Here is a 13,722-nt window from a genome sequence, read left to right as displayed (position 1 = left end):
TTATCGTAAAGATTTCAGACAGATGCGGCGGCGTGAAAAGTTTTCTCTCCTTACCTTTTTCCTGGTGTTGATCGTTGCGGGGACCTACGGCCAAACACAAGACAGCTATGAATACGGTTCGGAATTCACCTGGGGTATTAACAAAAATACATCGGGAGGATTGATCGGTGGTCTGGTGTTCAAAAAAGCCCGCAAGCTCAATGACCGTGTTTTGGAAACTTTCGGTCTGGAGCTGATGAACGTGAAACATCCCCAGGAAAGAAGGACCAATTCCATTCAAACCGGTAATCTTTTCATCTACGGCAAATCGAATTATCTCTATGCCATCCGCCTGCAATACGGCCGCGACATCATCCTGTTTAAAAAAGCGCCTCACCAGGGCGTGGAAATAAAAGGTGTGTTTGCCATCGGTCCCACCATTGGTGTGGTAGCCCCTTATTACGTTGAATATTTTCCGGAAGGAGGAGGCAGCTACACGGTGCGCGCACCGTATAACCCGAACATCAACATCGACTACATCGCCGGCACCGGACGACTTTTCGAAGGCTTATCGGAATCCAAGATCAAGCCCGGAATAAATTTCAAGGCGGCCATGAACTTTGAATTGGGAACGATCAAAAGCCAGGTGACAGGTTTTGAAGCCGGATTTTTGATCGATGCCTATTCCAGCACCATCGAGATGATGCCCTCCACGAAGAACTATGCCGTGTACCCCACGCTGTTCCTCACGCTCTTCTACGGCAGTAGAAAATAAGCTTTACTTTTTTGATGAATTGGATTGGGATGGTTGTTGAGCCATTCAGCAAACGACTTTGGGCTTTAGAAGCCTCTCAGCAGAAAGCCTAAGATCAATCCGCCCAGAATGATCAGGGGCGAAGGAATGCGTGTAAAGGCCAGTAGCAGGAACGTTATAATGGTCGTGGAGAAATTCAATACCGTATGCTCCAGGGGTTGAAACATGATGATCGCCGACGTGGCCACTAACCCTGCACTGGCCGCCGTGATGCCTTCCAACGATGCCCGCACGGCGCGGTATTTTTTCAGGCTCTCCCAAAACCGGATGGTGAAGAAGATCAGGAACGTGCCCGGCAAAAAGATACCACCCGCAGAAGCCAACGCCCCTAATAATTTCCCCAGCGTGCCATGATCGCGCATGGAAAGCGTGCCGATATAAGCGCTGAAAGAGAACACCGGTCCCGGCAAAGATTGTGCGATAGCATATCCCGAAAGAAATTCTTCGTGTGAAGTGGGATGGTAAGGTTTTGGCGCATACTGCACGAACTCAGTATACAGCAAAGGTGCCAACACCTGGCCTCCTCCAAATACCAGACTTCCGTTACGATAAAAATTTTCAAACAATCGCACGGGCAACGCTTTCGTGATCGCTCCCAACACGGCGGCAAAAATGAGCACGCCTGCCCAGAGCAGAAAGTTATTCCAGGGCACGATGATTTTTTTCCGATCCAATTCCTTGGGTTGTGCTTTATATTTTAAGGCCGTGATCAACCCGGAGACCACGAGGATGATGGGGAATACATAGGGCGTTTGTAAAAAATACGAAGCCACCGCGGCCATGATCATGAGGGCTATACCCGTTTTGGTCGTGACCGTCTTTTGACTGATCATGTAGGCACCATAGCTTACAAACCCTACGGCTATGGGCTGAATGAACCGCGTGAACTCCAGCGACCAGTTCTTGGCCTCGATGCTCGACATGATCATGGCCGCGGCCGTCATCAGCGAGACGGCGGGCAAGACCCATACCAGCAACGTGAGATACGCCAGGTTGGGACCACCGATCTTGAAGCCGATGGCCGTCAGGGTTTGGGTGGACGTTGGGCCGGGCAGGATCTGGCAGAGCGAGTTGATCTCCATCAACTCCTCTTCCGTGAGATAGTGGCGTTTGTCGATGAGCACCTTGTGAAAATGGGCAAGGTGTGCCTGGGGCCCTCCAAACGTGGTGAGGGCCAGGCTGAGCACATCGCGCAGAAAAATGTAATATCGGACGCGCTGGACCACCAGGTTAGGGCTTTGTGGTGGTCATCATTTCTTCAAGCCGATTTCACGAAGGCGTTGGTTCAAAAATTCGCCGGCCGTAATGTCGGGCCAGGCTTTCGGTTGCGCTGCGCTGACACAGTGCGGTAATGCGGCCAGGCTCATCTCCGACCGGGGGTGCATGAAGAACGGTATGGAGTAACGTGGGGTATTCATGAATTGCCGGGGTGGGTTCACCACGCGGTGGATGGTGGACTTCAACGTCTTGTTGGTAAGGCGCTCCAGCATGTCGCCTACATTCACTACCAATTGGTCGGGCAGGGCCGTGATGGGAATCCACTTGCCATCGCGACGCAGCACCTGGAGGCCATCGGCGCTGGCGCCCATGAGCAAGGTGATGAGGTTGATGTCGCCGTGTTCGGCGGCGCGCACAGCGTCGGCGGGAACGGCATCGGGATTTTCGATGGGGAAGTAGTGGATGGGGCGAAGGATGCTGTTGCCGTGTTTGATCTTGTCGTCGAAATAATGCTCGGGCAACTCCAGGTAGAGCGCGATGGCACGCAGCATATAGGTGCCGGTTTTTTCCAGCGCCCGGAAAACGTCGTTCGACACGGCTTTGAACTCGGGCACTTCGGCAGGCCAGATGTTTTCGGGATAGCCCTCTTTGGCCAACTCCGTTGCGGGCAACTCCTGGCCCACGTGATAAAATTCTTTCAGGTCGCCGGTGTTTCTTCCTTTCGCATGTTCTTTGCCTTTGCCGGTGTAGCCGCGTTGTCCGGCCAGGTCGGCGAGCTCGTGCTTTTTCTTTACGTCGTCGGGCAGGGCAAAATATTTTTTAATCGCTGCATATAACTTATCCTGCATCTCGGTTGTTAGGAAATGATGGCGAATGGCAGCGAAGCCGATGCTGTGGTAGGCGGCGCCTAGATCGGCGACAAATTTCTTCTTCTTCGCGGGATCGTCACCATAAAAATCGGCAAGATCGAGCGATGGAATTTCGTCATACAATATTTCTTCCATAGGTAATGAGCGATGTTAATTGGTTCAGCAAGCTAAAGATTTTTAAGTAAATTTACTTCAGACAAAACGCACCCTAATTTATGAACACTTCACGCAGAAAGTTTATTCAGAATTCGCTGAAGGCAACGGTAGTGGCCACGGTGAGTTCACCGGTCATTGCCAAGGCCACAGCCGCCTTTTCTACCCAGCCTTCAGACACGCACGTTGAAACAAAAACTTTAACTGCCTTGCAATTTTCGCAGGTGGCGTTGCCCTATGCCTACAATGCGCTCGAACCCAGCATCGATGCCACCACCATGGACATTCACTACAACAAGCATCACACCGCCTACATCAAGAATGTGAACGATGCTATTGCTGCCGATAAGATCACGTTCGCTACCGAAAAAGAATTCTTCGCCAACGCCTCCAAGCTGTCGCCGAAAGCCCGGAACAACGGCGGCGGAGCCTGGAATCACAACTTCTTCTGGCAGGTAATGGGCCCTCCCGGCGCGGCAGGCCCCACGGGAAAGATCGGCGATGCCATCAACGGTGCGTTCGGTTCGTTCGACAAATTCAAAGAACAATTCACCCAGGCCGCCATGGGCCGCTTTGGTTCCGGATGGGCCTGGCTGGTCAGCGATGGCGGCAAGCTCAAGATCGGCTCCAGCCCAAACCAGGACAATCCCCTGATGGACAGCAGCGAATTGAAAGGCACCCCGATCCTGGGACTCGACGTGTGGGAACATGCCTACTATCTCAAATACCAAAACAAACGAAATGACTACGTAGCCGCCTGGTATAACGTCGTAAACTGGGACGAAGTGGCTAAACGGTTAGGTTAGGCCGGAGCATCACAAAATATAAAAAGAAGGTAGAGCGTTCTGCCTTCTTTTTTTTTGAATTATCCCATCACATCGCGCAACACCTGCACCGACCGCATCTCTCCGAAAGTATCAATGTGATCGGCATAGAATTTCAGCAACAATTCAAGGATCGCTCTTCGCTGCGTATTGGTCAGGGCGATAAAAGTGTTGTAGTCCGCAGGAATGAGCTGGGCCAATAGCCGTTCCGTTTCCTCGTCCGAGGCCCGGGGACCCAGCACTTCAATGAGATTGTAGGCGCCAAACCCCAGGAGGCGACTCAGCTTGAGGAGGAACAGGAGGTGAAAATTCTCCGCCTTTTCCGTCATCTGGTCCAACGCCTGCAGCGACTCCATGAGGAAGGTGCACAGATCCTGAGCGTGACTTTCATCCTTCACGGTCTTGTTCAACACTTCGTTTATAAAAATAGCCAACGCCGATTTCTTGATGTCTACCGGTATGGTTTGATAGGGATAGAAGCATTTCACTTCTTTTATCCGGTTGATGTTGGCGTTCTCGCGATGATAGACCACCATTTCCAGCAGCGTAAGCGGTTGATACAACGCGATCTTATTCTTTGAGGATTTACTCCGCACACCGTTCACGATGTAGCTCTGCAAGCCAAAAAGTTCGGTGAAGATGTTGACAATGATGGACGTCTCGCCATACTTCGTGAACCTGAAAACGATGCCCCTTGTCTTATGCAGCATGATGCCGGAAAGTTACGCGATAACGGAACGGACCGCGTCACGCTACGCGATTTTATTGTTCACCCTAGTCAACAAACGCAATCTTGCCCACAACGCTTTCGGCTCCGTCGGGCGTGGCGCTGAACACGAGGTAGATGCCGGTGGAGGGTCGTTTCCCGGTGTAGTCAAGGGTGTTCCACGAGGCGGTGCCACCGTTGGCCTGGGTTTGCCAGATCAGCTTGCCGGTGATGTCGGTGATCTTCACGATAGCATCCGTGGCCAGGCCCGTGATCCCTACCGTACCGGCGAACTCGGAGGAGACGGGATTGGGAAAGATCTTCACCGTCTGAAATGTCGACGTGCTTTCCGTCGCGTCGGCGCGGAAAGACACAATTCCTTCGTCGGTAGCAAAAAAAACTTCTCCGTTTTTTCCATCGATCGCGATATCGCGGATCACATTCGACAGCAAGGGACTATTTGCCGTGGTGAAATTATACACCTGGCTTTGTCCGTCCGGACCGAACAACCAAACCCCGCGTTCCGTGCCCATCCATTTCCGGTTGCCCCCGTCCACAGCGATCGCTGTTACTTTATCGTCCTTCAACAAAAAGCGGTCATCGAAAATAGGCTTGATGGCATCCACCGCTCCATCGTAGACGCCGTAGGGATCGATGAAGTAGGCCACGCCCTGGTCCGTCCCAACCCAAACCAGTCCGTCGCGATCCACGGCGATGGAGCGCACAGCCTTGCTGGGCAATCCACCTGCCCCGGCAATGTTGGTGAGATAGACCGATTTGGATTTATTGAACGCCACCAGGCCGCCACCGGAGTCGGGGTTGAGCACCATCCAGACACTGCCATAAAGATCCGTGACCAACTTTGTTGGAAAGCGCGCCGGCGCATAGGTAAAAGAAAAAGACTGCCAGGTGTTGTCACTTTTTAATAAATGCAGGGGCTGGGCAGCGCCATAATTGGCAACCCACAGTCCGTCTTCGGAAACCGCCAGACTGGTGATGTTCACGTGGCGATCCGGTGGTGCCGTATTAACGAGCGGACTATTGGTCTCATCGTAGAGCGTGACCGCGCCTTGTTCGTCCCATCGCTGCACGCCCCATCCAAACGATGAAACATATTGTGTCGTCGCGATGTAGGCGACATCGGTAAGATCTTGTAACGCGGTGGTCTCCACGGCCCAGGAACCTTGTTGAAACATGTCGATCATACCGGGGTTGCCTTGTGCTTTGAAATCGGTGGTGTGCCCGCCCGCTGCAGCATACATGACTTGATTTTGAGACGTCAGTCGAACTGCTGTGGCATTGACGGGACTGTTGGGTACAAAACGGATGAAGGGGCCGTTCGCGTTGGTGACAAGTCCATTGAGTGCATCGCCGATCCAAAGTTTGCCGGCGTCCAGCAACGCCATGGAGGGGTGGGTGATGAGCTTGTCGGCTACCAGCGACAAGGCATTGGACGTGGAGAGTGTCCAGACCTTGTCATCTTGCGCGATGATGAGGGTCGATTCGGTTGAATTGAGGGATTGGAATGTTGCGCCCTGCAGAAAGGTTTCTTTGGTCCAGCTTCCATTGCCATATTCGAAAATTCCGGAAGCGTTGATCGCCGCGTAAACCTTTTCGTTTACGGACGCAACCGACTGGATAGGCGCATTGAAGTCGCCGGTATCAAAACGTTTCCAATTGTTAAAATCGAGCAAGTTATCGTCGAGGCTGCCGGCGATCACACCTTTTCCGGTGGCCAGGAAGACGCTGTCGGTGGTGAAGGCGCTTTGCAGGATTTTTAGTGTTTCGCCCGTGGCGCCCAGGTCGCGCCAGGTTTCTTTGACTTGCTTGCTCCGCACGTCGAAGAGCACTACGCCATAATCTGCGGCGAGGTAGGCGAGGTTGTCGTGAACGGTGATGTTGTTGATTTTCTTTGAGCCGGTGAGGGAGGAATTTTTTGTGGGGTCGAGACTGGTGATCACATTTTGGCTATCCACGATATCCAGTACGCCGTTCTCGTAGGCGATGAGGAGGGTCTGTGAAGGGACGTCATAAGCAATCGAAGTGATGGCTTGTCCTTTCAGTCCATCGAGTTTTGAATAGGTGGTGATGCTGTTGTCGGCCCGGTCAAATACCATCACGCCGTTGCGCGCCGCGGCATATACTTTTTGATTGCCGATCGCAATGCTGTTGATCTGGTTAAAGGAAATGTGCATCCGCCAATTGCCTAGCGGGATGTCGCCCTGCGCGAAAACCAGGCGGGGGAACAAAGCGAAGCTCAAAAACAAAGTCGCCGCGATCCGGCAAAGAAGACGGGGCATTTTCATTTCTTTCTTTCTTTCATGCCTTGCAGGAAGGCGGTCCGGCTGCGCGCTTCATATTCTCCTTTTTCGCCCAGCATCACCTGCGCATCGTTGTCGCTCAACCGGAAAGAGAACGACGCCAGTTCGCCGGTTTGTGCACAGATGGCATGAACTTTTGTGACAAACTCGGCCACCGCCAGCAACTGCGGCATCGAGCCAAAGGGTTTTCCTTCATAGTCCATGTCCAGCCCCGCTACAATCACGCGCTTGCCCTGGTTAGCCAGGTTGTTGCAAACCTCCACGATGGCATCGTCGAAGAACTGGGCCTCGTCGATGCCCACCACGTCGCAGTTGCCAGCCAGCAGCAAAATGTCGTTGGCAAAATTTACGGGGGTACAGCGAATGGCGGTTTCGTTGTGCGACACCACCTGCTCCTGGTGATAGCGCCGGTCGATCACGGGCTTGAAGATCTCCACGTGCTGTTTGGCAATGATGGCCCGGTTGAGCCGGCGGATCAGTTCCTCGGTCTTACCGGAAAACATACAGCCGGCGATCACTTCGATCCAGCCCGCCTGTTCGCGCCTGGATCCTCTGCCAAGATGGGGTTCGATAAACATGGGCTTAAAGATAGAGGTTGTCGCCGGATGTGGGGTGGGCGGCAAGGGCAAAGTTTCTGCGGTTGACCGGAAACGCGGGCGAACTTAGGGTGAGTATTGAACGTGGGGCAACTTCCCCGATTCCGGCACCCGGATGCAGACGTCGCCCTGCAGCGTAGTCTGGCATGCCAGCCGTTCATTTTCCCGCAACAGGCCCTCCTGGCGGTATCGCAATTCCGGGGCCGTGGGCGCGTTTAGATGCTGCAGACCACCCACGACGATCGCTTTGCACGTGGTGCAACGACCTTTGGCACCACAGGCGTGCATCCAGTCAACCCCGTGGCTGTGCAGGTGGTGCAACAGGCTTTTGGAGAGGTCGCTGACCTCCAATTCCCGGTGGAAAAGATTTTCGATCGTGAGTTTGGCCATGGCGTTTTCGGTGGATTGAAATAGGCAAAATTCAACGGCAAAAACCAGGGTTGATCCGGAGGGCCCGGAATGTGCACATTGCTGAATATCCATTAACTTTATAGCCAAAGTATTAATCTGACTATTACCGCATGGACGAAAAGATTAGTCTGGAAGCCATCGCCCTCTATGGCGATGCCTACGCCGACAAAGTGCTGAAGGGATTCTTTGCCTCGAAAGAAAAGATCACGGGACAGGAGATCCTGTCGCTGTGCAACGTGCAGCAGGTAAATCTTTTTATCGTGCGCGAGCTGTTCAAGTCGTGGCGCGAAGAGACCAAGAAGCTGAAAAGCGCCTACTTCGACTACGAGAACGAGGAAGTGAAGGAATCGCTTGAGAATTTAATGCGGGTGTTGTCGCAAAACATCTCCATTGGCCAGGCCCACTTTGCCCCCTTATTGAAAAAGGCCGTCAGCCAAGCGCTGCTGGCCGTGTTCGATCCCTACGATTTCTTTGCCATGATCCTCGCGGGAAAGAACAACAAACTGGAAGTGGCGCCCTTTCGCGAAGAGATCAAATACCTGAAAATAAACAAAGCGCCCCTCGAGCGCATGCTGCAAAAACTGGAAGAAAGAGACGTCAAGGAAATCTCCGGGAACGAAGCCTTTGCCATCCTGGACCAGATCCTGGAAGAAGTGAACTTCAACCCGGAAGATGTGGAGGAATACCTGGAGAAATTCTCGGCCGTCGTGCCCCTGGATGCGAACAAGTTTTATGTGTCCAAAATGCAAGCGCCCGAAATTGTTTCAACGCCGCCAGCACCTAAGCCCGCGCCCACCTTGCCACCGCCGCCAGGCCAGCCGTTGATCACACCCCTGGTAAAAGAAGAAACGCCGAAGGCACCCGAGCCCCCTAAACCTGCGCCACAGCCTTCCAAGCCTGCGCCCGAGGTAAAGCCCCAGGCACCCCAGCCCTCGCTGAACGAGTCTATCAAACAACAACCCCGCGCGGCCGTCATCGACAATTTTCAAAAGATCGGGAAGATCAAAGACAGTCTCACCATCAACCAAAAATTCATGTTCACCAAAGTGCTCTTTCACGGTGACTTCGAATTGTTCAGCCGCGCCATCGACCAACTCGATCGCTACGACAACATCAAAGCGGCCATGCGCTACATCGAAGAGGAACACGCGACTGGCTGGGACCACGACAGCGAGGAGTTCCATGAATTTATGGAACTGGTGGAAAGACGGTTCCTGTAAAAGGCCGCTGTCATTTGCAAAACTATTCTCGAGCCATGGACGGTCCTCCAAGATTGCCTTGGTGGCTTCTCTGAAAGTACGGTAAGGAAATCAGGCGGCGTTTAGATCCGTTGCAATACTTGCATGCGGTGAATATCCAGTTTGAGCAGGATAAACAACAGGATCGTAAAGCCCCACAGCGAAGATCCGCCGTAGCTGAAGAAGGGCAACGGGATCCCGATCACGGGGAACAACCCGATGGTCATCCCGATGTTGACGGCAAAGTGGAAAAAGAAAATACACGCCACTGAGTACCCATACACCCGCGCAAAACGATTTTTCTGTCGCTCCGCCAAAAACACAATCCGCAAGAGCAGGCCCACGAAAAGGGTCATGATAAAAAGACTGCCCAGCCAGCCGTGCTCTTCGCCGATGGTGCAGAAAATAAAGTCGGTGCTCTGCTCGGGCACGAAATCGAATTTGGTTTGCGTGCCTTTCAAAAATCCTTTGCCCAAAAATCCACCGCTGCCAATGGCGATCTTCGACTGGGTGACGTTCCATCCAAAACCAAGCGGGTCGGCATCGGGATTGATGAGGGCCTTGATCCGGTTTTGTTGGTGAGGTCTTAGCACGTTGGTCACCACATAGTCCACGCTGATGATCACACAACACAAGGCGATCGCTGCGGCGGTGAGCATCGCGATGCGTTTAATTTTTTTCTTACCCATCACAATGGCAACGACCAGAATGACGCCGATGCCGATGAAGAGGTAATACGAATTGACCAATAGGGTGAGGATAAAAATGACCGCTGCCGCCACCCCGCAAATGATGAGCATGGGCGACATACCTTCCCGGAAAAAGACCAGCGTAAAAACCGTGAACACCAGGGCCGTTCCTGTATCTTTTTGTAATAGGATGAGCAACATCGACGCCCCGATCATGGCAAAGAGTATGATCTGGTTGCGCAATTGGTCCATCCTGAACCCAACGGAACCGATATACTTCGCGACGGCCAGCGCCGTGGCGAATTTGGCGAACTCCGAAGGCTGAACACCAAACGATCCAATGCCCAACCAAGCCTTGTTGCCACCCACTTCTTTTCCGACGATCGGCACCAGCAACAGCAGGAAGAGGATCGCCCCATAGATGACATAGGCGAACGTCTCATAGAACCGCATGTCGATGATGAGAATGGCCAGGATGATAAAAATGGAACCGACGATAAAAATAAGTTGCCGTCCGGAGTTGATATCGACGTTGAAGATCGAAATGCTCTTGGCCTGGTCATAGGTAACGGCGTAGATGTTTATCCACCCCAGGAAGACAATGGCGAAATAGAGCGCCACGGTCACCCAATCCATTTTGTCGGATATGATGTCGTTGTTGTTTCTCATCAGTTCAGGAATTTTCCTTTCAACACGTATTCCTCGATCTGCGGTCGCTGCGTGGCGCCGTACAAGTATTTCTCAATCATGAGGCTGGCGATGGAGGCCGCCGAGCGTCCACCTTGACCGGCGGATTCAACATAGACGGAAACGGCAATCCTCGGATTTACTTTCGGGGCGAAGGCAATGAACACGGCGTGTGCAGGCTTTGGATCGTTTTGTACCGTTCCGGTCTTGCCACACACAATGACATCTTTCAGTTTGGCGCGGTACTGGCCCGTTCCCTCTTCCACCACGCGCTGCATCGCGTCGGCCGCTACCCTGAAATACATCGAGTCAATGGTAGTGTAGTGCTTTTCGATATACGCAGGCAAGGGTTTGCCGGAATTGCCAATGGACTTCACGAGGTGTGGCGTGATGTAATATCCTTTGTTGGCCACCGTGGCCGCAAAGTTGGCCATCTGCAGCGGCACCACCAGGTTTTCGCCCTCACCGATAGCGATGGAATAGATGTTTGAAAATTTCCAGGGTCGCCCGCCATACGCCCGGTCATAGAATGCAGGGCTAGGGACCAATCCGTTTTTCTCGTTTGGCAAATCGATGCCCAGTCGCTTTCCAAAACCAAAACTGCTAATGTGCTTGTCCCATTCTGTCAAACCGATGCGGGTGTCATCAAATGGATTGTTGGACTTGCCCTTGTTCAGCATCCTACGAAGAACGTCGCGGAAATACGGATTACAAGAGTTGGTGATGGCCCCGCGCAGGTCTTCATTGGTGTGTGGACCGTGGCAGTCGATGATGGAGCGGTCGCAGCGGATGCGCGTCTCCGGCGTGATCACCCCTTCCTGTAAGGCCACCATGGCCTGCGCGATTTTGAAGATGGAGCCGGGGCGGTATTGGGCCATGAGCGGCCGGTTGAACAGCGGCTTCATGGTATCGTTGCTGATGAGCACGAAGTTGGAGCTGTAGTTCTTACCCGTCAACAGCGTGGGATCATAGGATGGACCGGAGACCATGGACAAAATCTCGCCTGTGCTCGGTTCGATGGCGATAATACTTCCGGATTTTCCTTTCATAAGGTACTCGCCGTAGCTCTGCAGGTCCAGGTCGAGCGTTGTTGTCAGATCCTGGCCTGGGGTGGACAAGGTGTCCATTTCGCCGTCGCGGAAAGATCCTTTTTCGATGCCGTCAACGTTTCGGAGTTTGAAACGCACGCCGCGGGTGCCGCGGAGATATTGTTCGTAGAAGGCTTCGATGCCGCTTTGGCCAATGTAGTCACCTTGCTTATAGATGCCGGTCTTATCTTTTTCCAGTTTTGTTTTCGAGATCTCGCTCACATACCCGATGGCATTGGCTGCCGCCTGGGCGTTATAAGCACGCGTGGTACGGGCCTGGATGTAGAAACCCGGGAACTCGTCGATGTTGTCTTCGATCTTGGCAAAGTCGCGGGCGGAAAGCTTGGTCAGGAAGATGGTAGGTTTTACCGGGGAGTATTCCTTTTTCTGCTTCAATTCCTTGAAGGTCTGAAGAAGCTCTGCACGGGTGAGCGAAAAGACGTCGAGAAAACGAGCGGTGTCCAGGTTCTTTACCTCCCGGTGGATGATCTGGAGATCGAATTCCGGGGTGTTGTATACAATGAGCTTTCCGTGACGGTCCCGGATCAGGCCGCGTACAGGGTAGTCGATCTGGCGTAGAATGGCGTTGCTATTAGCCAATTGGGCGTAGCGGTCGTCCAGCACCTGGATAAAGAAAAGTTTAACCAGGAAGACGAAGGCCACCAGCACAAATACGATCTGAATTATTTCTTTCCTGCCTTCATTCATGTGTCGACAAAGTTTTAAATCCTTCTACCGGGCGTAAAAAAATACAAAGACATGTGTCGCGCGCAAAGCTTAGCGACCTCTTCCGCTGGGGAACAAGAACTGCGCAATTAAAATTACAAACAAAGTAAAAAAAGTGCTGGTAATTGCCTTCCACAGCGTGAACCAAAACATACCGAAGCCACCGGCCTCTATATAGAACAGCACCACGTGGTGCAGGAACAGCATGGGAGTGATGTAGACCACGAACCATTGTGCTCCATACGCCAGCGAAGGTACGGCGCCGCTGTCGTAACCGCCTTGTGGTGTAAGATTATTGAGCCAATAGTTGCGTACGTACATGATGAGCACGCAGGCGAAGGCGTGCTGGCCAATACTCTCGTAAAAGAGGTCCACCGTGAAGCCCATCATAAACCCAATGCCCATCAGCACGAGCGGGTTGGTTTCCACGGGAAGCACCAGCAGGTAGGCTACATACAGAAAACAAAATGCGGTGTGCCACAGCACAACGTTTTGCAGGATCAATACCTGGTAGAACAGGTAAATGAAAAAGGATATGATGCTTAAAATGCTGAACCTGCTCATCGTTCCAGTTTAAGAATAACCTGTTCCACCGAATCCTGCTCTTGCCGCAGATTATTTTTGACCAGGGTCACAAAGGAAAGCTTCCGGAAATCCTGGCTGAGTTTCACCTGCAAGTCATAGAAAAGCGCCCCATTGCGAAGCTTCACGTCGTCCACCGTGCCGATCATGACGCCTTCCGGGAAAATGGCATTGAAGCCGGAGGTAACGACCGAGTCGCCCACCACGGGCTTGACGTGGGGTGGAATGTATTTGAGGATAATGTGGTCGGGATCGCTTCCCTGCCACTGCACCGTTCCGAAATCGCCGGTGCGCTTCAGCAGCGCCGACACCATCCAGTCGATGTGCAGGATGGAAGTGACCACACTGTAGTGGCTGGACACCGTTTTTATCTTACCCACCACGCCCAATGGACTGATCACGCCCATGCCCGCTTCCAGGCCGGCGTCTCTTCCCTTGTCGATGGTGATGTAGTTTTTGAAGAAGTCAACGTGGTTGTTGACCACCTTGGCGCTGATGAAATCGTATTGTTTCACCATCACCGAGTCGCGGATGGTCAGCGAATCCAGGGGATAGACCATGGGATGCCCGGGACGGCCCAGCTGCTTTTTAAGGGCGGCGTTTTCCTCGGCCAGCATCCGGTTCACTTCGCTCAGTTGGAAATAGTCACGCACCCCTTGCGAGAAGTTGTTCATGGTGGCGACGAGCCCATTGGAGGAATTAAAAAATTTGGTGCCCTGGTACTGATTGTTTTGCACGATCAGCCAGGCGCAAAAAATCTCTAATGCTAGAAAGGAAAAAAAGGCGCGGTTTTGATAAACAAACAGAAGGAGCCGCTCCAT

The 13,722-nt window shown here is 52.7% G+C and carries 13 protein-coding genes; 3 read left to right on the top strand and 10 right to left on the bottom strand.

The genetic code is table 11. The annotated features are described in order from the left end of the window. Positions 1–22: 22 nt before the first annotated feature. The gene (locus tag BUB30_RS13900) at positions 23–754 is read left to right on the top strand and encodes a hypothetical protein (protein ID WP_073134528.1); all 732 of its coding nucleotides are present in this window, start codon (positions 23–25) and stop codon (positions 752–754) included. Between the two features lie 65 nt (positions 755–819). Here the strand turns inward: BUB30_RS13900 and chrA are convergent, their stop codons facing one another. Together chrA and BUB30_RS13890 are read right to left on the bottom strand one after the other, a co-directional pair. Continuing rightward, a complete protein-coding gene (gene chrA / locus BUB30_RS13895) occupies positions 820–2,019 on the bottom strand; it encodes a chromate efflux transporter (protein WP_073134526.1) in 1,200 nt (399 codons plus the stop codon). 24 nt (positions 2,020–2,043) lie between these two features. After that, complete coding sequence (locus BUB30_RS13890) at positions 2,044–3,015, bottom strand: isopenicillin N synthase family dioxygenase (protein WP_073134525.1); 972 nt, start codon at positions 3,013–3,015, stop codon at positions 2,044–2,046. Between the two features lie 227 nt (positions 3,016–3,242). Between BUB30_RS13890 and BUB30_RS13885 the strand changes: the two genes are divergently transcribed. After that, positions 3,243–3,839, top strand: a complete 597-nt coding sequence (locus tag BUB30_RS13885; RefSeq protein WP_394334001.1) for a superoxide dismutase — start codon at positions 3,243–3,245, stop codon at positions 3,837–3,839. Positions 3,840–3,898: 59 nt separating this feature from the next. Here the strand turns inward: BUB30_RS13885 and recO are convergent, their stop codons facing one another. The 4 genes from recO to BUB30_RS13865 form a co-directional block, all read right to left on the bottom strand. After that, positions 3,899–4,567, bottom strand: coding sequence for a DNA repair protein RecO (gene recO, locus BUB30_RS13880; RefSeq protein WP_073134521.1), 669 nt, complete (start codon positions 4,565–4,567; stop codon positions 3,899–3,901). A gap of 64 nt (positions 4,568–4,631) precedes the next feature. Beyond that, positions 4,632–6,863, bottom strand: a complete 2,232-nt coding sequence (gene porZ, locus BUB30_RS13875; protein WP_178377102.1) for a type IX secretion system anionic LPS delivery protein PorZ — start codon at positions 6,861–6,863, stop codon at positions 4,632–4,634. 2 nt (positions 6,864–6,865) lie between these two features. Further along, the gene (locus BUB30_RS13870; protein WP_073134518.1) at positions 6,866–7,462 is read right to left on the bottom strand and encodes a thymidine kinase; all 597 of its coding nucleotides are present in this window, start codon (positions 7,460–7,462) and stop codon (positions 6,866–6,868) included. 84 nt (positions 7,463–7,546) lie between these two features. Further along, entirely contained in the window at positions 7,547–7,870 is a 324-nt protein-coding gene (locus BUB30_RS13865; RefSeq protein WP_073135180.1) for a 2Fe-2S iron-sulfur cluster-binding protein, read from the bottom strand. 131 nt (positions 7,871–8,001) lie between these two features. On the opposite strand from BUB30_RS13865, the gene BUB30_RS35800 reads away from it, so the two are divergent. Beyond that, positions 8,002–9,111, top strand: coding sequence for a hypothetical protein (locus BUB30_RS35800; protein WP_073134516.1), 1,110 nt, complete (start codon positions 8,002–8,004; stop codon positions 9,109–9,111). Positions 9,112–9,212: 101 nt separating this feature from the next. Here BUB30_RS35800 and rodA read toward each other — a convergent pair whose 3' ends face one another. From rodA to mreC, 4 genes are all read right to left on the bottom strand, one after another. Further along, the gene (gene rodA / locus BUB30_RS13855) at positions 9,213–10,487 is read right to left on the bottom strand and encodes a rod shape-determining protein RodA (protein ID WP_073134515.1); all 1,275 of its coding nucleotides are present in this window, start codon (positions 10,485–10,487) and stop codon (positions 9,213–9,215) included. Continuing rightward, on the bottom strand, positions 10,487–12,301 hold the full coding sequence (locus BUB30_RS13850; protein WP_073134513.1) for a penicillin-binding transpeptidase domain-containing protein: 1,815 nt from the start codon (positions 12,299–12,301) through the stop codon (positions 10,487–10,489). The genes rodA and BUB30_RS13850 overlap by 1 nt, the downstream gene beginning before the upstream one ends. 69 nt (positions 12,302–12,370) lie before the next feature. Further along, positions 12,371–12,883 (bottom strand): hypothetical protein, encoded by a 513-nt coding sequence (locus tag BUB30_RS13845; protein ID WP_073134512.1) that lies wholly within the window; start codon positions 12,881–12,883, stop codon positions 12,371–12,373. Then, on the bottom strand, positions 12,880–13,722 hold the full coding sequence (gene mreC / locus BUB30_RS13840; protein ID WP_073134510.1) for a rod shape-determining protein MreC: 843 nt from the start codon (positions 13,720–13,722) through the stop codon (positions 12,880–12,882). Before mreC ends, BUB30_RS13845 begins: the two co-directional genes overlap by 4 nt.

Origin of the sequence: Chryseolinea serpens, from assembly GCF_900129725.1 — a bacterium.
GTDB classification, from domain to species: domain Bacteria; phylum Bacteroidota; class Bacteroidia; order Cytophagales; family Cyclobacteriaceae; genus Chryseolinea; species Chryseolinea serpens.
This window is presented reverse-complemented; position numbering and strand designations above follow the sequence as displayed.